This window comes from Rhodococcus sp. AB351 (assembly GCF_049538275.1).
GTDB lineage: Bacteria > Actinomycetota > Actinomycetes > Mycobacteriales > Mycobacteriaceae > Rhodococcus.
Map to the genome: position 1 here is coordinate 23,925 of NZ_JBMVFW010000016.1, position 22,692 is coordinate 46,616.

19 protein-coding genes are annotated in these 22,692 nt (G+C 65.7%); 8 read left to right on the forward strand and 11 right to left on the reverse strand.

What is annotated here, in order from left to right:
• The first annotated feature begins 38 nt into the window (after positions 1–38).
• Both ACPCXD_RS20570 and ACPCXD_RS20575 read left to right on the forward strand, forming a co-directional pair.
• Entirely contained in the window at positions 39–803 is a 765-nt protein-coding gene (locus ACPCXD_RS20570; protein ID WP_423661068.1) for a 3-oxoacyl-ACP reductase, read from the forward strand.
• Positions 803–2,104: an LLM class flavin-dependent oxidoreductase gene (locus ACPCXD_RS20575; RefSeq protein WP_423661069.1), complete on the forward strand. Its 1,302-nt coding sequence runs from the start codon at positions 803–805 to the stop codon at positions 2,102–2,104. Before ACPCXD_RS20570 ends, ACPCXD_RS20575 begins: the two co-directional genes overlap by 1 nt.
• Positions 2,105–2,210: 106 nt before the next feature.
• Here the strand turns inward: ACPCXD_RS20575 and ACPCXD_RS20580 are convergent, their stop codons facing one another.
• Positions 2,211–3,491 (reverse strand): serine hydrolase, encoded by a 1,281-nt coding sequence (locus ACPCXD_RS20580; RefSeq protein ID WP_160877500.1) that lies wholly within the window; start codon positions 3,489–3,491, stop codon positions 2,211–2,213.
• A gap of 179 nt (positions 3,492–3,670) precedes the next feature.
• Between ACPCXD_RS20580 and ACPCXD_RS20585 the strand changes: the two genes are divergently transcribed.
• Entirely contained in the window at positions 3,671–4,717 is a 1,047-nt protein-coding gene (locus ACPCXD_RS20585; RefSeq protein ID WP_423661070.1) for a zinc-dependent alcohol dehydrogenase family protein, read from the forward strand.
• A 12-nt stretch (positions 4,718–4,729) separates the two neighbouring features.
• On the opposite strand, the gene ACPCXD_RS20590 is transcribed toward ACPCXD_RS20585, so the two are convergent.
• From ACPCXD_RS20590 to ACPCXD_RS20610, 5 genes are read right to left on the reverse strand one after another with little or no spacing between them, the layout of a single operon-like run.
• Complete coding sequence (locus ACPCXD_RS20590) at positions 4,730–6,967, reverse strand: glycoside hydrolase family 3 C-terminal domain-containing protein (RefSeq protein ID WP_423661071.1); 2,238 nt, start codon at positions 6,965–6,967, stop codon at positions 4,730–4,732.
• Positions 6,964–8,172: a DUF3322 domain-containing protein gene (locus tag ACPCXD_RS20595; RefSeq protein WP_301850403.1), complete on the reverse strand. Its 1,209-nt coding sequence runs from the start codon at positions 8,170–8,172 to the stop codon at positions 6,964–6,966. Before ACPCXD_RS20595 ends, ACPCXD_RS20590 begins: the two co-directional genes overlap by 4 nt.
• Positions 8,169–11,480 (reverse strand): ATP-binding protein, encoded by a 3,312-nt coding sequence (locus tag ACPCXD_RS20600; RefSeq protein ID WP_423661072.1) that lies wholly within the window; start codon positions 11,478–11,480, stop codon positions 8,169–8,171. Before ACPCXD_RS20600 ends, ACPCXD_RS20595 begins: the two co-directional genes overlap by 4 nt.
• Entirely contained in the window at positions 11,477–12,076 is a 600-nt protein-coding gene (locus tag ACPCXD_RS20605; protein WP_085470358.1) for a DUF4194 domain-containing protein, read from the reverse strand. The genes ACPCXD_RS20600 and ACPCXD_RS20605 overlap by 4 nt, the downstream gene beginning before the upstream one ends.
• Positions 12,076–13,551, reverse strand: a complete 1,476-nt coding sequence (locus ACPCXD_RS20610) for a DUF3375 domain-containing protein (protein ID WP_085470357.1) — start codon at positions 13,549–13,551, stop codon at positions 12,076–12,078. Before ACPCXD_RS20610 ends, ACPCXD_RS20605 begins: the two co-directional genes overlap by 1 nt.
• Before the next feature lie 113 nt (positions 13,552–13,664).
• Between ACPCXD_RS20610 and ACPCXD_RS20615 the strand changes: the two genes are divergently transcribed.
• On the forward strand, positions 13,665–15,518 hold the full coding sequence (locus ACPCXD_RS20615; RefSeq protein WP_423661073.1) for a TerD family protein: 1,854 nt from the start codon (positions 13,665–13,667) through the stop codon (positions 15,516–15,518).
• 311 nt (positions 15,519–15,829) lie between these two features.
• On the opposite strand, the gene ACPCXD_RS20620 is transcribed toward ACPCXD_RS20615, so the two are convergent.
• The 4 genes from ACPCXD_RS20620 to ACPCXD_RS20635 all read right to left on the reverse strand — a co-directional run bounded on the left by ACPCXD_RS20620 (position 15,830) and on the right by ACPCXD_RS20635 (position 17,849).
• Complete coding sequence (locus tag ACPCXD_RS20620; protein WP_423661086.1) at positions 15,830–16,126, reverse strand: hypothetical protein; 297 nt, start codon at positions 16,124–16,126, stop codon at positions 15,830–15,832.
• 90 nt (positions 16,127–16,216) lie between these two features.
• Positions 16,217–16,804, reverse strand: coding sequence for a DUF3558 domain-containing protein (locus ACPCXD_RS20625; protein WP_071934620.1), 588 nt, complete (start codon positions 16,802–16,804; stop codon positions 16,217–16,219).
• An 86-nt stretch (positions 16,805–16,890) separates the two neighbouring features.
• Positions 16,891–17,250, reverse strand: coding sequence for a hypothetical protein (locus tag ACPCXD_RS20630; RefSeq protein ID WP_037215801.1), 360 nt, complete (start codon positions 17,248–17,250; stop codon positions 16,891–16,893).
• An 8-nt stretch (positions 17,251–17,258) separates the two neighbouring features.
• The gene (locus ACPCXD_RS20635) at positions 17,259–17,849 is read right to left on the reverse strand and encodes a DUF3558 domain-containing protein (RefSeq protein ID WP_071934621.1); all 591 of its coding nucleotides are present in this window, start codon (positions 17,847–17,849) and stop codon (positions 17,259–17,261) included.
• Positions 17,850–18,086: 237 nt separating this feature from the next.
• Here ACPCXD_RS20635 and ACPCXD_RS20640 point away from each other — a divergent pair, with 237 nt between their 5' ends.
• From ACPCXD_RS20640 to ACPCXD_RS20655, 4 genes are all read left to right on the forward strand, one after another.
• Positions 18,087–18,848 carry an IclR family transcriptional regulator gene (locus ACPCXD_RS20640; protein WP_071934622.1) on the forward strand — a complete coding sequence of 254 codons (762 nt, stop codon included), beginning with the start codon at positions 18,087–18,089 and terminating at the stop codon, positions 18,846–18,848.
• A gap of 1 nt (position 18,849) precedes the next feature.
• Positions 18,850–19,569 (forward strand): IclR family transcriptional regulator, encoded by a 720-nt coding sequence (locus ACPCXD_RS20645; RefSeq protein WP_423661074.1) that lies wholly within the window; start codon positions 18,850–18,852, stop codon positions 19,567–19,569.
• Between the two features lie 152 nt (positions 19,570–19,721).
• Positions 19,722–20,573 (forward strand): alpha/beta fold hydrolase, encoded by an 852-nt coding sequence (locus ACPCXD_RS20650; protein ID WP_085470352.1) that lies wholly within the window; start codon positions 19,722–19,724, stop codon positions 20,571–20,573.
• Between the two features lie 16 nt (positions 20,574–20,589).
• Entirely contained in the window at positions 20,590–21,762 is a 1,173-nt protein-coding gene (locus ACPCXD_RS20655; RefSeq protein WP_423661075.1) for an acyl-CoA dehydrogenase family protein, read from the forward strand.
• A 45-nt stretch (positions 21,763–21,807) separates the two neighbouring features.
• Here ACPCXD_RS20655 and ACPCXD_RS20660 read toward each other — a convergent pair whose 3' ends face one another.
• The gene (locus tag ACPCXD_RS20660) at positions 21,808–22,611 is read right to left on the reverse strand and encodes an IclR family transcriptional regulator (RefSeq protein ID WP_229567653.1); all 804 of its coding nucleotides are present in this window, start codon (positions 22,609–22,611) and stop codon (positions 21,808–21,810) included.
• Between the last annotated feature and the right edge of the window lie 81 nt (positions 22,612–22,692).

The following is a 22,692-nucleotide window of genomic DNA, read 5'->3' on the forward strand; positions in this document are numbered from 1 at the left end:
CCTCACGCACCCTTCCCCACACAGGGAAGGCACAGAAGATGTCACTGCAGAACCAGGTCGTCCTCGTCACCGGCGCCGGTCGCGGCCTCGGCCGGAGCATCGCGCAGGCGTTCGCCGACGAAGGAGCCGCCGTCGTCCTCGACTACCGGCGCAGCGGCGAGGGTGCCCACGAACTGGCCGACTGGATCGGACCCGAGCGGGCGGTCGCGCTGAAGGCCGACGTCACCGACCGCGCCGCCGTCGAATCGCTGTTCACCCGCGCCGGCGAGCACTTCGGACGCCCCGTCACCACCGTCGTCAACAACGCCCTGCCCGACTTCTCCTTCAACGGCGACGCCCGGCCCAAGGCCGACGAGATCGGATACGACCGGTTCGGAGCCCAGTTCGACGGCGTCATCGGCGGCGCGGTCAACATCATCCAGGCGGCGCTGCCGGGCATGCGCGAAGCCGGCGGCGGCAGCATCGTCAACATCGGCACCAACCTGTTCCAGCATCCCGTCGTCCCGTACCACGATTACACCGCCGCCAAAGCCGCGCTGCTGTCGCTGACCCGTACTTTCGCCGCCGACCTCGGCCCCGACGGGATCCGCGTCAACATGGTCTCCGGCGGTCTGCTGCGCACGACCGATGCATCGTCGGCGACGCCCGAAGCGGTGTTCGATCTCATCGCGTCGTCGACGCCGCTACGGAAGGTCACCACGCCCGAAGACTTCGCGGCGGCGGTGCTGTTCTTCGCCTCCGACTGGTCGCGGGCCGTCACCGGACAGAACCTGGTGGTCGACGGGGGACTGGTGATGAACTGATGGCCGGACCACGCACCCTTCACCTCAACGCCTTCCTCTACGGCGTCGGGCACCACTCGTCGGCGTGGCGGCACCCCGACTCCGCGGCTGAACGTCTCGGCGACATCGCGTATTTCGAGGAACTCGCCCGCACTGCCGAACGCGGATGCCTCGACGCGGTGTTCTTCGCCGACGGTCACAGCGTCAACCCGAAGTACACGGCAGGCACCACGTGGTTCCTCGAACCACTCACCGCGCTGTCGGCGATGGCGCGCGCGACCGAGCGCATCGGTCTCGTCACCACAGTCTCCGCGAGTTTCTTCACGCCCTTCCACGCCGCGCGGATGCTCGCCTCGCTCGACCACATCAGCGGGGGACGGGTGGGCGCGAACATCGTCACCTCGATGTTCGACGAGGAAGCCCGCAGCCACGGATTCGACTCCCTGCCACCGCACGCCGAACGGTACGCGCGGGCAGAGGAATTCATCGAGGTGCTCTGCGCGCTGTGGGATTCGTGGGACGGCGGTGTTCTCGTCGACCGGACGGGTGGCAGATTCCTCGACTCCGACGCGATCCGTCCGATCCATCACCGGGGCAAGCACTTCCGCGTCGACGGTCCGCTGACCGTGCCGCGGTGCCCGCAAGGCCGACCCGTGCTGTTCCAGGCGGGGGCGTCGGAGACCGGGCGCAACCTGGCGGCCCGCCACGCCGAGGCCGTCTACTCCGTCGCGTGGGACATGACCGCGGCGATCGAGTACGCCACCGACCTGCGCGCGCGGGTCGCCGCGGCCGGCAGGGATCCCGGTACGGTCGCCATCCTGCCCGGACTCGTCACCTACGTCGGTCGCACCGAGGAGGAGGCGTGGGCGAAGAAGGCGGAACTCGATGCGCTCCTCGACGTCGATGCCGCCGTCACCCAGCTCGGCGTCTTCACCGGTCAGGACTACACCGGCCACGACCTCGACGCTCCCGTCGCCGACCTGCCACCCATCGAGGAGTTCACCGGGCCGCAGGGGCGCTACGCGACGGTGCAGCGCATCATCGAGACCCGCCGCCCGACCCTGCGCGAACTGCTCGGCTACCTCGCTGCCGGTGGTGGTCACGCGACGATGATCGGCACCCCCGAATCCGTCGCCGACAGCATCGAGGAATGGTTCACCGCGGGCGCCTGCGACGGCTTCAACCTCATGTGCCCCGCCTATCCGGATTCCCTCGACGACTTCGTCGACCTCGTCGTCCCGGAACTGCAGCGTCGTGGCCTGTTCCGGACCGAATATCCCGGCTCGACCCTGCGCGACTCGCTCGGTCTGAAGTCCATATAGCGGAGAAGAGCGCGAAGCGGTCATCGGAGCGGGCTGTAGCGCGCGCCGATGACCGTTTCGCGCTCCTGAGCAGCCCGACGCGCCTGCTGCCGGCGGGCCGGTACGATCAGCCTCCCGGTGTCGGCGCGGGTGTGCTCTCCTCCGCTCCGGGAGCCCGTGCCGGGTCGCCCGGCGGCTGGTAACTGGAACCGTAGAAGATCGGCAGGATGCCCTTGACGAGGGTCAGCGCCGAACCTTCACCCGACGGCACCGTCGACAGATTCGTCGCGATGACGATCGTCAGGTCGGTCTCCGGGTCGTGGCCCATGAAGGTCATGAAGCCCGGAAGCTGACCGTCGTGTCCGAGCAACGGACCGAACTGCGCCATGCCGAGGCCGTAGCCGGCGGTTCCACCGCCCACCGACTGCACGCTGTCGAGCCGGGTCTGCTGCATCTGCTCATCGAGCAGACCGCCACCGACCAGCGCCTTCACGTAGGTCGTCATGTCGTCGACGGTGGAGATCGCAGCGCCCGCGGTCCACGTCCACGACGGGTTGTCGTCTGTCACGTCGTTCGGCTTCAACGTTCCTGCGACCGCGGCCGCCTGCTCGTCCTCCGGCAATGCGAAGGTGTCGATTGTGGAGACGTTGGTGCCGAACATGTAGCCCTGCGGATGCGGATCGGGAATGGAGGAATCATCGTTCGCCGGGAACGAGGTGTCCGCCAATCCGAGCGGGACGAAGATGTGCTCGTCGAACGCCTCCGCGATCGGCATCCCGGTCAGCTCTTCGACGACGAGTCCGAGCAGCACCGTATTGGTGTTGCTGTATTCGAACTGCTCTCCGGGTGGGAAGTTCACGGGTTGGGAGAACGCGATCGCGAGCAACTCCTCCGGCGTCCACGCCTTCTCGGGTTCGCGGTCCAGGGTCGCGTTGAACTCCGGGTCGAAGCTGTAGCTGTACAGGCCGCTCCGCATGTCGGCGAGCTGCGCAATGGTGATCGTGTCGCCGTTCGGGACACCCTCGACGTACTTCGATATCGGGTCGTCGAGCGACAGTCGACCTTCCTCCACCAACTGCAGGACGGCGGTGACCGTCATCGTCTTCGTGTTGCTGCCGATACGGAAATGGTCGTCGGCGGAGATCGGGTCGTCGGCGTCGATGGTGGAGGTGCCGAACGTGCCGGTCCAATCGCCGCGGTCGGGGGAGCTGATCTGTACCACCGCGCCGGGAACGGCGTTGTCGCGCATCAACTGCTCCACGGTGGATTGCAGCTCGGCCACGTACTCGGGCTGAGCCGCCTCGGTGGAGGTCGGCGACGGTGTGGATTCGGGTTCGGTGGTGTCGGAACTGCACGCCGAGGCGGTGAGTACGGCCACCGTCAAGAGCGACGCTGCGAGTGTCTTCATCAATCGTCTGCTTTCGGGATCGGTGGTCCCCGAAAGAACAGGGGATTCTGTGATGGTGTCACGAACTCGGACATTTCCCGCTGTAGAGGTGAATTTTTCACCCTCTCCGAACGATTCCGATCGCAGTGTCCCTCGTGTCATCCTGGAGCGGGACCGAATCCGTGTTCGGAGGTCGAATCATGAAGGCACTGGTGTTCCACGGGCCGGGGAAACGATCGTGGGAGGACGTTCCCGACGCGACGATCAAGGACAGTACCGATGCCGTGGTGCGCGTCGACGCGGTCACCATCTGCGGCACCGACCTGCACATCCTCGGAGGCGACGTCCCCGAGGTGACGGACGGACGGATCCTCGGTCACGAGGCCGTCGGAACCGTGGTCGAGGTGGGCGACGGAGTGCAGACACTCGCGCCCGGCGACCGCGTGCTCGTCTCGTGTGTCACAGCGTGCGGCACGTGCCGGTTCTGCCGCGAGAGCCGCTACGGGCAATGCCTCGGAGGCGGCGGCTGGATCCTCGGGCACCTGATCGACGGCACCCAGGCCGAACTGGTCCGAGTTCCGTACGCCGACAATTCGACCCACCGGATCCCCGACGGCGTGAGCGACGAACAGATGCTCATGCTCGCCGACATCCTGCCCACCTCCTACGAGGTCGGTGTTCTCAACGGCCGTCTCCGACCGGCGGAGGTCGTCGTCGTCATCGGAGCCGGCCCCATCGGGCTCGCCGCCATCCTCGCCGCACGACTGTTCAGTCCGAGTCGCATCGTCGCCGTCGACCTCGCCGACAGCCGCCTCGAAGCGGCGAAGGCATTCGGGGCGAACGTCGTGGTCAACAGCGGTCGCGACGACGTGGCGGAGGTCGTCCGCGATCTCACCGGAGGTCTCGGCGCCGACGTCACGATGGAGGCCGTCGGCTATCCGGAGACGTTCGAGCAGGCGGTCGCGCTCGCCAGGCCGTGCGGGCACGTCGCCAACATCGGCGTGCACGGCAAGCCCGCGACGCTGCACCTCGAGGACATCTGGATCAAGAACTTGACGATCACCACCGGCCTCGTCGACACCTATTCGACGCCCACCCTCATCGGTCTCGTGAGCAGCGGTCAGCTCGACACGTCACCGATGATCACGCACCGGTTCGCGCTCGACGAGTTCGAACAGGCCTACGACGTGTTCTCCCGCGCCGGCGAAACCGGCGCATTGAAGGTGCTCCTCACCGCCGGTTCGTGACCGACCCTGCCCTCACTCCTGCTGGTTGACCGCATCGAGAAGCTGCTGGATCTGCTCCGGCTCGACCCCCGGAGCGAATCCGGCGAGGCGACCGAGCGGCATCGACGCCGCCATCTTCAGGACGCTCTCGTCGATCCCGACGTCGCCACCCATCGAACCGAACGCCTGCAGGACGATCTCGGCCGCCTCGGGGTTCTGGAACAGTTCTCCGAGAGACGATTCCATCGTCAGCGGAATCCGCACCGCGTCGCCCTTCACGTCGGCGGTGAGCGTCTGCCGGATGTCGCGGCTCGATGCGCCGATCTCGATGCTGTACGTGCCGCCTTCGACCACCCAAGCATCGACGCGGGTGTCCCAGTACGCGAGGTCGTCGCGTCGCACATGCACGGCGACCCGCTGCGATTCACCGGGTCCCAGACGGACCTTGGTGAATCCCTTCAACTCTCGCGGCGCCCGCGCGACCGAGGAGTCGGGCACACCGACGTAGACCTGCACGACCTCGGCACCCGCACGCTCACCGGTGTTGGTGACGGTGACGTGCACCGTGAGATCGCCGTCGGATTCCACTGCGGCATCGGCGTATTCGAACGTCGTGTACGACAGGCCGTGACCGAACGGGAACGAGACCTCGAGGCGTCGCGCGTCGTACGAGCGGTATCCGACGAACAACCCTTCGCCGTACCGCACGTGGCCGTGCTCGCCCGGGAAGTTCGTGTGCGCCGGAGTGTCCTCGAGACGGATCGGGACGGTCTCCGCGAGTCGTCCACTCGGATTCACCTGCCCGTAGAGCACGTCGGCGACGGCACCGCCACCGGCCTGCCCGAGCAACCACCCTTCGACGATCGCAGGAACACGGTGGGCGAAGCCGCTCAACCGCACGACACCACCGTTCGACAACACGACGACGACGTTCGGATTCGCCACCAGTACCGCGTCGAGCAGCGCGATCTGGCTGTGTGGGAGTTCGAGGTCGTCGCGGTCGAAGCCCTCGGATTCGAGTTCGGCGGGCACACCCAGGAAGACGACCGCGATCTCCGCCTTTCCGGCGAGCGCGACTGCTTCCTCGACGAGTGCGGCCGAGTCCGATCCGTCGAGTGCATATCCGGCAGCGAAGGGCACGTCGCGACCGGACAGCAAGCGCATCTCGTCGAGCGCGTTGTCGAGGCATGTCGGTTCGATGCGCGACGAGCCGGCACCCTGGTAACGCGGAGTACGGGCGAGTTCGCCGATCACCGCGACATTCGCATCGGCGGCGAGGGGGAGCAGGTCGTTCTCGTTGCGGAGCAGGACGATGCTCTGGCCGGCCACCTCGCGGGCGAGGGCGTGGTGGGCATCGGCGTCGAACGTCGCCTCGGGATCGGCCGCAGCGACGGCCTTCTGCACCAACCCGATCACTCGTGCAGCCGCCTGGTCGAGCACCGACTCGTCGATCGTGCCCGACCTGACGGCCGCGACGATCTCGGCATCCGTACGACCACCCGTGGACGGCATCTCGAGATCCAGACCGGCGGCGAGGGACGCCACGCGGTCGTCGACGGCACCCCAATCGCTCACGACCAGACCCTCGAAACCCCACTCGTCGCGAAGGACGTCGGTGAGCAACCACGGGTTCCTGGAGGAGAACACGCCGTTGATGCGGTTGTACGAGCACATCACCGTCCACGGCTGCGCGTCGCGCACGACCCGCTCGAAGGCGCGTAGGTAGATCTCCCGCAACGGCCGCGGGTCGATATCGGCGGAGACCCGCATCCGGTCGGTCTCCTGATTGTTCGCCGCGAAGTGCTTGAGCGAAGCACCGACGCCCTGCGACTGCAGGCCGCGCACGAGCGCGGCGCCCAGGACACCGGAGATCAGCGGGTCCTCCGACAGATACTCGAAGTTCCGCCCGCACAGTGGCGAGCGTTTGATGTTGATGCCGGGCCCGAGCAGAACGGCGACCTGCAGCGCCGTGGCCTCCGCGCCCAGTGCTGCGCCGACCCGTTCGACCAGCTCCGGATCGAAGGAACATCCCAGCGCGACGGCGGGCGGGAAGCAGGTCGCGGGGACGGACGAGTTCAAGCCGAGATGATCGCCCGCCGCGGTCTGCTTGCGCACGCCGTGCGGACCGTCGGTGAGCATGACCGAGGGAATGTCCGCGCGCGGAACGGGTTCGGTGTGCCAGAAGTCGAGGCCGCTCATGAGCGACGCTTTCTCCTCGACGGTCAGTTGCGCCACGGTCTCGAAGGGTGCGCGGGGGGCCGGTTCGGTCATGAGGTTCCTCTTCCGAGTGCGGTCGGGTCCACCGTGGTCGAGCCTCGGCGATGTCCGATCTTGCCACCGAAAGAGCGTGCAAGTTCCTCCATCACGTGTGGCCACGGGATCCGCTCCTGCTCGAGGCGGAGTCCTTCCTCGCGTAGTCGCGTGAAGACCTCGGCTTCCGACGGCGTCAGTCGTGCCGGTACGTGCGAGCTGGGGGACGGTTCGGGTACCGCGAGAGCGGTCCAGGCTTCCAGGGTGTGGAGATCCATGAGGAAACTGCGCACGTCAGGTAGGTGCGCGCGGAAGCGGTCGAGAATCGCGAAGCCGTGCGTGTCGAGATCACCCCAGTAGACGACATCCGAGTCGGCGAGCCAGGGTATTGCGGTCAGTTCGTGCACTGCGTAGCCGCTGCCGTGTACGGCAACGGTGCCCGGCAGATGCGGCAGCGCATGGAGACCCTCCTTGTTCTCGAGAACCAGTATGCGTTCAGTGCGGAGCGGCAACGCGGCGAGCTCGTCCAGCGGCGCCGCGAAATGCTTCGGCATCGAGGGGAGCGCTGTGCGATCGCAGACAGCAACGTGGCACAGCCGCGGCACCGAACGAACACCGAGGTCGCGGCGTCCGATGGCGCCTTCCAGAAGCAACTCGACCAGTCCGCGATGACGCGAAATCCACTTGGTATCGACACCGGGTACCGGCAGCTGCCGAATGAACAGCCCCGAAGCCGGGTGGTCTGCCAGCCATCGGACCACGCCGACGAGTCGTGTGAAGTCCGCTTCGTCGAACTGGAGCCACCGTGAAAGGCTCGACGCGATCGCGCCGGGAAGCGCGGCAGTGCCAGGTGACAGGGCCTCGACCAACTGCATCCGCCTCGCGGTGAGAGTGTGCCACTCGGACGTGTGGCCTGCCGCGGCAGCAATCTCACCGGGGCCTGTGAACACGATCCGCACCGGCACATCCTGCGTTCCGAAACTGGGCCAACGACGCGACTCCCAGTGCACCCGACCGATCCCACGCCGCGTCTGCCAGACGCGAACCCATGCGATCACAGCGTCGGGGTCTTCGGCGACCTGTCGTTCCGTGGGAGGGTGCAACGCGATCGACAACGAATCCGACTCGGCCGCAACAGGGTCGGCCACCCATTTACTGCGACGACTACGGTAGGCCGTTGCTGCCCTGGTAGCCACAGTGGACGGTGGCACGCACACCGCGCTCATCCGCGGGAATCCTTCTCGTTACTGCGGATCGGAAGCAAGGCCAAGTGCGAGTACTTCTTGTCCGTGATGCCGACGGCCGCGACACCGTCGATGTAATCATCGAGAGTCTGCAACAACTTCAGTGGCGTGGCGAGCACCATATGGAAACCGAATCGGGTGAACACGTCGAGTGCTCGTCGCGTGTACGCGGGATCTGCACGGTCGAACGCCTCGTCGAGAATGACGGTGCCGTAGCGGGGCAGATCCTCACCGGAAGCCGCGAGCTGATAACGCAGGGCCGCGGCAAGGCAGAAGAACACCAGCTTCTGGGCTTGTCCCCCGGACAAGCCGGAACTCGAATCGTGGAAGTTCACGTCGGCGCCCTCCGAATCGACCTCCACTCCGACGAAACCGACGTGCATCCGGGTGTCGAGCATCAACTGCCGCCAGCGTCGATCGGCAGGCTCGCCGGAATCGAGACGTTCGAGTATCGCTTCCATCTGCCCGAATCGCTGCTCGGCCGCCGTTCGATCTTCTTCTGAGAACGAACCACTGACGATCCGTTGCAAGTCCGCCAGAAAGTCGGAAGCGGCAGGAGAACGTCGATCCTTCACATCGATTCGCAGAACTCGATCGGTGTCGAAAGGGGACCGCCGGAGCGACTCGTTCACCGGTTCGATGCGCGAACGGATCTCCCCCGGTGCTCTGCGGATCGCACGGGCGAGCTCGCCGATATTTCGGGTCGACTGCTCATTGAGCAGTCGGAAGAACTCGTCCTCATGAGCCGGCAGGTTGTCGTTGCGCAACTGAGCGAGAACGGTGAGAGCATCGTCGATGTACTCGGCGTCGGAGCGCATCTCGGCGCGGCGTGACTCCCATTCAGCGAGATAGGCGGTGAGGATCGCGGTGATGCGCCGTTCCGCATCCGTGATTCGGGTGAGTACCTCGCGGAGCTCGTTCGTGATCGAGCGGCCGACGGTGTGCAGGAGGCGGTCGATGTTCTCGACCGTGAGGCGGCGTGCAGCAGCATCGAATCGGGCGCGAATGCGCGCGCCGGCCTCTTCTGGAACAGAGAAATCGGCGTGTTCCTCCGCCTCCACGAGTCGTGTCTGCATCTGCAACAGGTCGTCTCGGTGGCGTTCGAGCCCGGCCGTGGCGGCCGCATGTGCTGTACGAGCGGCCTTCTCCTCACTCTCCGCGCGAGCAAGCTCCGTGGTCAGCGAAGCGTACTCGGTATTGCGCTGCATCCACCCCGCGATCCGCTCGACGATGGAGTCCACCATCGCCTCGGCCGCGATGACATCGATCTCTGCCCACGTGGTTTCACGGATGGTTTCCGCCGCACGGCGACGATGCTGGATCGTAGCCTCTGCCTGCTCGAGCAGCTCCTGACGGTGCTGCAGGCCGGCGATCTCGGATTCGACCCGGGTGATACGGCGTCGCAGATCGAAGAGCTTGGCTTCGTTGTCGAAACCGAGCACCCACCGACTGCGGTCGCCGATGCGGTGTCGATCGTCCTTCTCGTATCGGTCGCCGCCGTGTCGGACTTGACCGGCGAGAGTCACACCGCGTGGCACACTGCGCAATTCGTCGTAGGTTGCTACGCATGCGTAGTCGAACCGCTCGGCGAGATGGTGCCGGAGCCATTCCACGAGCGGCCCCGGACGCAACTCGAGCTTTCGGACCAGCGAATCCTCGCGGGTGGCCGGCGTGGCGGGTCGGCCGGACAGGGTACGTACCCGCCGGTACACCAGCCGTGCACCGAGATGTTCTTCGTCCACCGCTGCTGCGACACGCGAATAATGCTCGTCGGGAACCAACAGGGTGCGGGCGAACCCGCCGAGAACGCGCTCGATGGGGCCCGTCCAGTCGGCGTACTCGGATCGCACCTCGATGAGTTCGCCGGCGAAGTGCAGTACATCCTCGCTGAGGCCGGTCGCGGCGCACACCAGTTCGCGTACCCGTAGCAGGGCGGGATCGAGGTTGGAGCGCCTGGCGGCGAGCATCTTCCGATCGGCGAGGAGTTGCCTGTGGTCCGAGCGTAGTGAGCCGAGTGTCCGCACCACCCCGTACACGTCGTCCCTGCGTGTACCCGCTGTCGCGTCGAGCTCTCTCAGTTCGGTTTCGATCTGTGCCTGGAGATGCACGAAATCTTCGGCGGAAGCCGGTGCCTGCGCGTCCCATGATTCGAGTAGCGTATCGAATTTGCTCCGTGACTGGATGATTCGATTCAGGTCGGCTTCTGCTGCGTCGCGCTGCAGCCGCAGAGTGGACAACCGGCCACCATCTGCGGTTTCGAGTCGCACTCGGAGATCGAGGGTACGTTCGGCGGCGCGGTCGGCTTCGGCAGCGGTCTTGTCGACAGCGGTCTGCAACAGTCCGGTCTGTGCTCGGGCTTCGTCGACCTTATCCCGCAGCAGATCGATCGTGATCTTCGCGTGAACCGCGTCGAGGTGGTCGTTCTCCTCCTGCAGTTCGCACTGTTGCCGCAGACCCCGGCACCGAGCGTCGGCGAGTCCGACGAGTGGGTCGAGGGTCTCGACCTGTTGCCGCGCGTCGACAACGATGCGATGCGCCTCGCGCAGATCGCGGAACTGTGTGGTGGCGCGATCGGCCATCGCGAATGTATCGGGCTCGTCGAGCATGTAGTCGCGGAGCAACTGATCGAGACTGCTCAGACTCTTTGCCGACAGTGTGCGATGCAACAGCCGTTGTGCTCCTTCCGACGAGATCCCGAGCTTTGCGCGGAATGCGCGAGCGAACGGTGCGTAGCCGGGATTGACGGTGGCATCGGGCCAGCGCTTGCGGATACCGCGAGTGTCGATCCCACGAGCGGCGAACGGTTCGAGATCGGTCAGATCGAGATCGGAATCGAGGATCAGGTGCAGATGGGAGACGTCGCTGTTGGCGTTGGCCGCACGCCTCAGATGCATGAGTTTGACGAGCGTGACGGGCGCGGCACCATCACCTGTGTCATAGGTCAATGCGACCCCGCTCCACGTGGCGCCGGTGCGCAGATAGGAAGCAGTCAACGAGTCGGTGTCGGCATCGGCCTCACGCCGCCACGCTCCACGGATATAGCTCACGAAATTGCGGCCGGATCCACTGACGGATTCCTGAGCGGCCGCATTGAACCGGACGCTGCCGCCCGGCATGAGCACCGTGGAGATCGCATCGATGAGAGTGGACTTTCCGGACCCCGACGCGCCTGTGATCAGGAATCCCTTGCGCGCAATCGGAATGTCGTGGTGACCGTGGAAGGTTCCCCAATTGACCACCTGCACGCGGACGAGTCGGAACTGGGACGGGGGGACCGGGGCGACCGTCACGGCTGATCCTCGGCGACGATGCGGCGGAACTCCGCTTCTACCGCCGCGACCTGATCGGCGTCGAACAATTGCCGCAACACCGGTGAGACCTCCATCCGCCCCTCCGTGGACGTCGGCGCGAGTAGGCTGTACTTCTTCATCTTCTCCCACGAAGAATTCACTCTGCGCCGGAAACCGGCCGGATCCGTGCTGGTGGCCGCTCGGTACATCTCCAACTGCTCGATCACCTCGTCGAAATCGACGATCACTCGCTCACCAGGTTGAGCTCGAAGAAGCAGTTGTCGCAACGACAACAGCATCACAGTGTCCATGAACGTCAGCCGTTCGGTGCGCAACACTGCAGGTGTCCGGTGCTCTCCGGTCTCCGCGGGACGCGTGAACGCCAATTGTTCGTCTTCATCGACGACGAGATCGAGGAAGACGTCGGCCAAACGCGAACGCAACACCCGTTCGTCGCGAATCACCGTCCGCCACACCTCCGGGTGCTTGCTCGCGGTGATGAGCGGCCCCTTGAGAAGCTGGACCAGTGCGCGGCGGGTGTCGAGTTCGAGCTCGCCGGTGTCGCCGGAATACAGCCCGGCCGTCGAATCGGTCATCACGTGTCCCGTCGTCGGTCGGCGAATGCCGGATCGGTGGGGTCGAACAGGTGACGACGTACCGTAGCCACCCGTTCGGAGCCGGAAGGGGAGCTCCAGCGGATCTCCTCCGTACCCGGCATGCGGCTTCCGTGCTCGACGGCGAGAACCAGCAAACCGACGGCGGTCGCCAAACCTTGTGTGGCCGGATACTCACGCAGCACGTCCCCGATCGTCGCGCTGCCGTGTGTGCGGAGGGTGGCCGCGACATTGTCGAACAGCTCGTCCATGTCGATCTCCGATTCCCGGACGATACGCCGCAGATCGGCGAGATCCAGCGCACCTGCCGGCCGTGAGACCACCGGTTCGGCCACCAGATCGTCGGCAGGATTGTGCAACTGCAGGGCTGCGACGGAATCGATGCTCATGCCGATCCGCACGAGCTCGAGATCGAGAAGGTCGTAGGGCTTACGGTGTGGTGCCGCCTGCACAGCGTGCTGCTGCGCCGACCGTAGCAACCGCTGGAGCCGCCGGTGTTCTTCGTAGTGCCGGGACTGCACGAAATGCCGCAGCGACCGTGACAGTGACGTCATGGTCGCATGGACTTCACTACCGGCTTCCTCCATCTCGGTGAGCAACGAGCGGAACCGGTGACGCTGCTCAGGTGACAGGCTCTGGGCGAACGGGCGGCTCAACACCGCCTCGATCCACTCGTCGAGCTGAGACGACCGCTCCGGATCGATGATCATGTCGTAAAAGCCGGTGAAGCTGCGCCCTGCGTCCGAACTGCCGATGAGATCGACACCTCGGAAGACCTCGCCCAGGGTGTCGCCGCGGTTGCCGTCGTCGTCGAGGATCCGTGCCCGCAACTCGCGATTGAGTCCTTCGAGTTCGGCCCGTACGCGTGCAAAATCTCCTGGGACCTCCTCGGCCAACGCCAGGATCTCGACCGAACGTTCCACAGCTCGAACTCCGTCGAGGACAGGGAAGTCGCCGGATTCCACAGCCTCGATCTGTCGATCGAGCGCGTCGCGCTCCGCCCTCAGCGCCGCCAGACGGGTTTGCGTCCGCGGATCCGAATCGCGCGCCAGGGCCTGTAGCTGACTCGACAGCGTAGTCAAACGCGATTCGGTCACGGAACTGGTGCCGGCCGTCAGTCCTGCGACGAAATTCAGTGCGGCGAAGGTGGCCTCGGTCGGCTCCAACGTCTCTTCGCGCGAACCTGAATCGGCACGTCGCAGCAGAAATCCGGCGCGGACCCAATCGGCGCAATAGGCCTGACCGGTGCGTGGAAGATCGAATCCCTGGTCGCGGAGTTCCTGCAGATCTACGTCGAGGCGCGCGAACAATTCGGGCGCAGGAAGTCGCCGGGTTCCCCGATCGAAATGCCGCCCCAGCATCCCGAGGACAGCCGGGGCGTTGTCGGCCCGCAACAAGGTCCACGCGGCATGCTGGTCGCGTAGGCGTGTCAGGCGGTACAGGTCGGCAGTGGACACGGCTTCTCTCTCACTTCGATCGCGCCCATGGTGGCATATGCGTACGACAGTCGTCCTCTGTGGGATCGGTTGGACACGGGGTGATGGCGACGCTGTCGGCGACACGGGTCACAATGTCCGATCGTGGTGGTTCTCGTCGGGGGACGAAGCGATCGGAGGAGTACGTGATCGAAGTGCACGCGCCCGCGGAGGGGCCCGTGATGTTGCCCCGCGACCATCGGTGGGTGGTGGTCGACGTCGAGACCTCGGGCGTGCGTCCCAACGCCCACCGGGTCCTGAGCGTCGCCGCCCTCGTATTGCGCGAGGACGGGTCCGTGGAGCGGGAGTTCTCGACCCTCGTCGACCCCGGCTGCGATCCGGGACCGGTGCACATCCACAACCTCACCCGGGAGCGCCTCGCCGGGTCGCCGCGATTCGAGGACATTGCCGGTGAACTGGCCGGGATCCTCGACGGCGCCACGATCGTCGCCCACAACGCGTCGTTCGACTACGGATTCCTCGACGCCGAGTTCCGTCGGGCCGGCACCTCGCTTCCGGCGCAGCACCGTCTGTGCACGCTCGCGTTGTCGCGCAGGCTCGAACTCGACGTCCCCAACTATCGCCTCGCGACCCTCGCGCAGCACTGGCAGGTCCAGCAGCTGCAGGAGCACGACGCCTACGACGACGCGCGGGTCCTGTCGGAGATCTTCCTGCGCAGCGCCGCGATGGCCGACAACCTGCAGTTGCCGTTGCCCGTCGTCAACTGCCGCAGCCGCAAATCGGTGTATCCGGCATCCGTCCCGCGGGTCGCGTGCCAGTGGAAGAACCCGGGTCGCCTCGTCGACGACGGCCTCGTCCAGGGCATGAAGGTCGTGATCAGCGGTTCCACCGTCACCCCGCGGGTCGCGCTCGCGAACCGGTTGACCGACGCCGGGCTCGACGTGATGAACAACGCGAGCAAGCAAACCAGCGTCGTGGTGTGCAACGACCCGACGGTGCAGACCGCCAAGATCCGCAAGGCGATGGCCGAAGGCATCCCCGTGATCAGCGAGCAGCAGCTCGAGGACCTGCTGACGCGAGTCCGGCCGGGCGAACCGAAGGTCGCGACGGTCGTCGACATCATTCCGCCGCCGGAACCGCAGGTCGTGGTGGCGCCTCAGAGTTGGAGGTTGACCGGGCAGAAGCCCAAGCTGTGGACCGGACGCAAGGTACTGCTGCTCGGCGGCACGCACCTGCAGGCCGTCATGATGCGTTCGCGTCTCACCCAGCTCGGTGCCCGCCCGGCGCTCAACTTCACGGCCGCCGTCACCGATGTGCTGGTCCTCGAAGGAGGAGAGGCCGACAAGCGGATGGCGCGGGTCGCAGCGCGTGAGCTGCCCGTCCTCCGGCCCGACGACGTCGATGCCGCAGTGGAGAAGGGAGTCGTGCCTCCACACATGCGCGTGGAGTCGTGGCTGACGGCGCCGGTGCTGTCCCGCGGCGAGGTGATCGACCTGCCGACCGACAGTCACCGCTGGGCCGTGAACGTCGCGTGGAAGGCCGAGACGGCCGGCGACGAGTTCGACCTCGACGTCGTCGCCTTCCTGCTCGGAGCCGACGAAAAGGTCGACACCGACGACGATTTCGTCTTCTACAACAACCCGCTCTACGACGACGGCGTCGTCGAACTGACCATCGACGGTTCGAGCGAGCACTGCATCCGTGTCGATCTCGCAGAGCTTCCCGCCGAATGCGAACGCATCGCCATCGCCGCGGCCATCGACGGCAACCGCACCTTCGGCGAACTCGGCGCAGTGTCGGTCGGCGTCGACAGCGACAGTGGCACCGCCGCGACGTTCGTGCTCGACGCCGGCACCACCGAACGCACCATGGTCCTCGCCGAGATCTACCGCCGCGCCGGCAAGTGGCGGCTGCGCGCGGTGGGGCAGGGGTACGACGACGACCTCGCGGCCCTCGCACGCCGGTACGGCGTGGATGTCGATGACTGATCTCTGCTTCGTCGCGCGGGTGAGGATCGCCTGAGCGCTGCGGAGCGCGAAGTGGTCATCGGTGCGTGTTATTGCGCGCGTTGATGACCATTTCCCGCTCCGCTGTCGGGGTCGGTGTCGGTGCTTGGGGCACCTTCTCAATGCATCCGCTCGCGAAATTGCTATCTGCACCTGCCGTAACCGTAGCGAATGACGAACCTGCGAGCGGATGGAAGTCGAATCAGCTGTTCCCCTTGCCTATTCGGTCCCGATCGATTGTCGGCCGACAACAACGCAACTGCTCGAACGCGCGAAATGGTCATCGGTGTGTGTTATTGCGCGCTCCGATGATCATTTCCCGCTCCGCTGTCGGGGTCGGTGGTGGCGAGTTGGCGGGCCCAATCGGATTCGGTGTCGAGAAAGGCTTCCCCGCCGGTTGCGAAGGCGTCGCGGAGTTGGGTGAGGGCGTCGATGAACTGCTGCATGCGTTCGCTCGCTGATTGTGGCGTTCCAGCACCTTTGCGGCGATATCCCGCAGCAAGTTGTTTGGCGGACTCGAAATCCCCGAATCCACGTGCGTCGTAGAGGCCGTCGGCGAGTGTCTTGGACTCTCGGAGTTCGTCGAGCATCACCTCGCAGATTCGAAGTATCTCGGCGACCACAGCCGGTTCCAGCCGTACGAAGGGCGACGACATGCTGTCTCCTGACGATCCGACAGTTCAATCAGTGACGTATGGCTCGATCGAAGACACCAACTCCTCGAAGTCGGTGCACCACTCTTCGATCGGCGGACCCCCGGGGTAATCCGGGTGGTAAAGCCTGTTTAAGATGACAGCCCCGAAGCTCGTCTGCAACAGGTAGCTGCAAGTGAGGCTTCGATCGGGATCGACCCTCACCGCAGCAGGGCGACCGTTGATGGTCGTCGGTGTCGCTCCGGTCGGATTCTCCGCAAGCTGCTCGTCAAGAGACACGTTTCCCGACAACAAGGTGAGGTCGTAGCGAGCCAGCACCCCCGGGATCTTGACGGTGCCTTTGTATCGGCACCCCAGGTAGGTGTACGTCCCCATCGGCATGTCCGCGACTTCCTTCTTCCCCGCGTCGTACCCGGCCGCGTGCATGACGTCGTCGGGGATGTCGTAGCAGGGGTCGAAGGTGACGGGGGGTCTGCCGGAGTCGTCGGTGATGCGCGGGGTCCGGGTGGCCGACGTGGAAGCCGCGTCGCTCGTGGCCGGCTCCGCCGAACCCGGACTGCACGCCGTCGCCACTACCGCCAGTGCTGCGAGCGCGGCTGTTCCCCACCTACCCATGCGACCCCCCCGATCGATTTGTCGGCAGACGCTAACACAACCACCGATGGCAGTACTCCGGAGAGCGAAGTGGTCATCGGTGCGCGTTATTGCGCGCTCTGATGGCCGTTTCCCGCTCCGTTGACAGGGTCGGTGGTGGCGAGTTGTCGAGCCCAGTCGGCTTCGGTGTCGAGGAATGCTTCTCCGCCGGCGGCGAAAGCGTCGCGGAGTTGCAGAAGGGCGTCGATGAACTGTTGCATGCGTTCTCTGGCCGACTCGGGTGTGCCTGCAGCTTTACGGCGGTATCCTGCGGCGAGTTGTTGGGCGGAGTCGAAGTCACCGAAACCTCGCGTATCTGTGAGGTTATCGGCCCTCGCTCTGGACGCGTCCAGCTCCACCAACATGACTTCACAAATTCTCAAGATCTCGGATACGACATGCGGTTCAAGCCTGGTGAAGTCTGGCATGTAATTCCCTATTTGTTCCCGATGAACGGTTCGAGTGAAATAACGAGTTCTTCCATGCGCGAACACCACTCGCTCTGAGGTACTTCTCCTGCGTGGTCCTTGTTGTAGAGCCTGTTGAAGAAGACGACACCGAAGTTGGTCTGAAGAACGTATTTGCATGCGGCAGAGTTCTCTTGGTCGATCTTGAGGAGTGCCCGACGTTCGTTAATGCTAGTTTCGGTCGCTATGGAGCCGTTCTTCGCGAGTTCTTCGTCGAGGGTCACATTCCCGGACAAGATACTGAGGCTATAGCCTCGCCGGACTCCGGGGACGTGGTCATCCTTTCGGTATGTACAACCGAGGAAGGTGTGGGTACCCATCGGGTAATCCGCGACTTCCTTCTTCCCCGCGTCGTACCCGGCTGCGTTCATGACGTCGTCGGGGATGTCGTAGCAGGGGTCGAAGGTGACCGGTGGTCTGCCGGAATCGTCGATGATGCGCGGGGTGCGGGTGGCCGGAGGAGAAGCCTCGTCGCTCGTGGCCGGCTCCGCCGAACCCGGACTGCACGCCGTCGTCGCTACTGCGAGTGCTGCGAGCGCGACTGTTCCCCACCTACCCATGCGACCCCCCGATCGATTTGTCGGCAGACGCTAACACAACGGATCGGTCGAGCACCCCGGCGCGCAAAGTGGTCACAAGAGCGCGTTGTTGCGCGCTCCGATGACCGTTTCCCGCTCCCCGCGCCGACAAGGCGTCGGTGCTCTGTCTCACAAGATCAGTTTGATTGTGACTGCAATCGCATCTACCGTCTGCATCGTTCCGAATAGTAGAACGACGTTCCGAACTGCGAGGCTTCTATGACCCACTCCGCCGCTGTCGTCACCGACGAGAACCGTCGATCCGTGCTGGGGCGCGCATTCGACATCCTCGAGTGCTTCACCGACGCCGAGCCGGAGCAGACGATCGGGTCGCTGTGCGCAGCGACCGGCCTCCCGCCGGCGACCGTCCATCGGATGCTGGCCAGCCTCGTGGAGTGGGGAGCCGTCGAGCGTGCAGCGCGCGGTAAATATCGCCTGGGTATGCGGCTGTGGCGTCTCGGCTGGGGTGTCCCCGGCGCTCGCACCCTCAAAGATGTCGCGCGCCCGCACCTGGTCGACCTGCACACCAGCACGCGGGAAGCCGTGGCCCTGGCCTCCCGCGACGGGGACAGCGTGGTGCTGGCCGACGTCATCGCCGGCAGCTCCACTCGCACGGGTCGGATCCTTCCCCGGCGCCTGGACCTCGTGAACTCGGCGCCCGGATCGGTCTTCATGGCCTACATGTCCCCGGACGAGGTGTCGGAGCTGACTGCCCGCACACAGCACGACCACAACGACGCCTTCCGTCTGCGTCAGGAGCTGTGCGAGATCCGTCGCACCGGCGCAGCCGTCGTCCAGAGCGCCGACGGTATGTACTGGATCGCGTCGCCGGTGTTCGCGAAGCCTCGGGAAGTGCGGTCGGTCGTGTGCATCGCGGTGCATCGTCCTCGGTTCAACATCGGTGCGTTGGTCCATGCCGTGGTCGACACGGCGCGCGCCGTCAGCGACGGTCTGCCTCCGTCTCTCCGTTCGGTGGGCTGAGGTGTCCGTTCTCGACAAGGCCGTGCAGCTCGTCGACACCCTCGGTCGCGCTCCCGGGCCGATGCGTCTCGGGGCGCTCGCCGAGGAGATCTCCATTCCCAAGTCGTCGGCGCACCGGCTCCTCGTCGAACTCGCGCGGCACGGACTGGTCCGCAGATGCGGCGACGGCGAGTACACGATGGGGTACCGACTGGTCGAGTGGGGGAGACTCGCCGACCGGTCCATCGGAATCCGCGACATCGCTGCACCCGTGATGGCGACCTTGCGCGACCAGGTCCGCGAGAGCGTGCACCTCTACGTCCGCGACGGTGACTCGCGTGTCTGCGTCCATGCCGTGGAGGGTCCGCACGCGCTGCGCCCGGTGGCAGTCCTGGGCAGGGCGTTGCCCCTGGGCTACGGGGCGGCGGGGAAGTTGCTCCTCGCCTATGCCGACGACGCGACGGTCCGCAGGGTGTCCCAACAGCTCCCGGTGCATCGCAACAGAACTCTTCCCACACGCGACGACCTCGCGACGATCAGGGCAGGAGGGTGGTCCGTCTCCGTCGACGAGATGGAGGACGGTCTCACGTCCCTTGCCGCGCCGATCTCCACACCGGGTGGGGGAGTGCCGGCGGCTCTGGCCATCGCCGGCGCGACCACCAGGATCGCGCCGGACAGATACGACGAGGTGCGCGGCCTGATTTCCGATGCCTGCCGCGAAATAGCTTCGCGCAGCTCCTGAACGGTGCTGCCGGACCGGATTTCGGCAATCTCGCGAAGTGTGCCGCATATCGGAACGATCCGATGGAAGGGCATCGGCAGGGATGTGACGCTCATTACCAAGAGCCGCGCACCTCTTCTTGCGGCACACAAGCTGAGACGAAAGGGGCAGTCATGCCAGCCCACCTCTCGGAGGCCGAAACCAGCCGGTACATCGACACTCCCCACGGAAAGATCCACCTGCACCAGGCAGGGGCGGGACATCCGATCGTGATGCTGCACGGCAGCGGCCCGGGGGCCACCGGTTGGAGCAACTTCAACCCCAACATGGCGCAGCTCGCCGAGGACTTCCAGGTCATCGCGCCCGACATGCCGGGCTGGGGCAAGTCCGACTCCGTCACCTACGAGGATCGTGACCACGTCACCTCCGCGATCCACCTGCTCGACGCCCTCGGAATCGAGAAGGCCGCATTCGTCGGCAACTCGATGGGCGGCGCCACCTCGCTGAAGGTTGCTGCGCGCCATCCCGATCGTGTGTCGCACGTCGTCTCGATGGGTGCCGGCGCCCCCGGCCCGCGCATCTTCAGCCCCGGCAACGGCCCCTCGGAGGGTCTCAAGGTCCTGCACCGCGGCTACCTCGATCCGTCGCCGGAGACAATGCGCGCGCTGGTCGACATCATGACCTTCGACAAGGAGTTCGCGACCGAGGAGCTGGTTCTGCAGCGCTCGGAGAACGCCCGCGCACGCCAGGACCACCTCGACAACTTCGCTGCCGGCCTGGGTCGCCCCCGCCGCGGTGAGGCGTCGATGGACGAGATCGCGTCGATCAAGGCTCCCACGCTGGTCATCCACGGTCGCGACGACCGAGTGGTGCACTTCGAAGCCGGCCTTCGCCTGGTCTCGATGATCTCCGACTCGCGTCTGCTGCTCCTCAACCGGTGCGGCCACTGGGCGCAGCTCGAGCACGCCGACGAATTCAACCGCGTCGTGCGCGATTTCGTCCTCAACACCGCCCCGAACGCCTGAGACCGGAGAGACAACGATGAGCGAACTGGTGCAGCGGGTCGAGGAACTCGCAGACTTCTTCGAATCCCAGGCCGAGGAGTCCGACAAGATCGGTCACCTCACCGAGCCCACTCACAAGACCCTCCGTGAGGTCGGCATCGTCCGCGCCTTGCAGCCCAAGGACTTCGGCGGATCGGAACTCCACCCGCGCGAGTTCTTCGAGGCCGTACTCGCGGTGGGGAGCCGCTACGCGTCGGCCGGATGGGTCTCGTCGGTCGTGGGCGTCCACTCCTTCGAACTGGCGCAGGGAACGCGTCAGGTCCAGGAAGAGATCTGGGGCGAGGATCCCGACACCTGGGTGGCCTCGCCGTACGCTCCGATCGGGCGGGCACGTCGCACCGAGGGTGGCTGGATCTTCTCGGGCCGCTGGCCGTTCTCGTCGGGCACCGATCTGTGCGACTGGGTCGTCCTCGGCGGCATGCTCACCGACGACGACGGCAATGTCCGTCCGGACGGTCTGCGTCACTTCATCATTCCCCGCAAGGACTACACGATCCTCCACGACTCGTGGGACGTCGTCGGCCTCAAGGGCACGGGCAGTAAGGACGTCGTGATCGACGGGGCCTTCGTGCCCGACCACCGGCTCATCGACCCCGAGGATCTCGGTTCCGGAGCAGCCGCACGCCAGGCAGGCCGCGGCGACGTGGCGCTCTACCGGATGCCGTTCCACGCGATGTTCAGCGGGGCCATCACCGCCGGCACTCTTGCTGCCGCCGAAGGTGCTCTCGCACACTGGATCAACTACACCCGTACCCGTGTGTCGGCCCGCGGCGTCACCGCTGCGACCGACCCGCGTCAGCTGCACGCTCTCGGGGAGGCGGCATCGGACCTGCAGGCCAGCCGCATGCAGTTCCTCGCCGACATCGACCGCCTGTACGAGGTGGCGCAGTCGGGCAAGCCGATCGACATCGCTCTGCGGGCCGAGGTGCGACGCAACCAGGCGCGTGTGTCCCGACGCGCGGGTGCTGCCGTGGACAAGCTCGTCTCCCATGCCGGCGGCTCCGCGATGCGGATGGACAACCCGATCCAGCGGTTCTGGCGCGACATGCACATCGCCCTCGGGCACGGCGCGAACGTCGCCGAGCCGATCTACGAGGCCGCGGGCACCATCACCTTCGGCGGCGAACCCCCGAAGAACGTCCGGATGTGACGAAGCGGGGGACGGTGCGCGCCGTCCCCCGCCTCGAGGAAACACTCAGATCTGCGATCTCATGTTCCGACCGCGAGCAGCCGAGATATCCGCTGCCGCACGACGAACGAGCATCTCGGTCCGGTCCCACCGGACGCCTGCGGTCGGTCCGGACACCGACACGGCCGCTTCGATCGTCCCGTGAACGATGATCGGGGCAGCGACGCAGACGAGTTCGCGCGAGAGCTCTTGACGGTTGTAGGCGACGCCCGATTCCCGGATCCGTTTCAGCTCGGACATGAAACGACGAGGGTCGGTGATCGAGTGTGGAGTGAAACGAGGCAGACCGGCGTCGAGTGCGGTACGGACGTCCTCGGAACTGCCGAAAGCGAGAAGCGTCTTGCCGAGTGCCGTGCAGGATGCGGGATGACGTTGGCCCGGCATCGTGAGAACCACAGGGTTGTTCGGGCCCTGGACCTTCTCGACATGCAGGATCTCGGGACCGTCGAGGACAGCGAGATGAGCCGTGAGACCGGTAGCCGTGTGGAGGTGACTGACGAAATGACTTGCCGTGTCGCGCAGACCGTTCGGACGGCACATGCTGTAACGTGCGCCGAGTTCGAAGCAGGACAGCCCCAGTCGGTATTTCGTACCGTTGCGGGCGACGAAACCGGACTGTTCGAGCTCGGCGAGCAGGCGGAAGGCCGTCGACTTCGGCACATCGGCGCGACGCGCGAGTTCGCTCAGGCTCATGTCGGCGCGAGCCTTGCGGAATGCGTCGAGCAGCTGCAGCGCCTTCGCCACCGACGTCATCTGGCGGCCGGCGCGCTCCTCGCGGGACCCATTGTGGGTGTCGTCGAGAACGGTCAACGGTTCCTCCACTCAGTGATGGACACGATCGAATCGCTTGCCATGCGGTCCACGTTAAGGGGCGGCCCACCCGGATTTCGT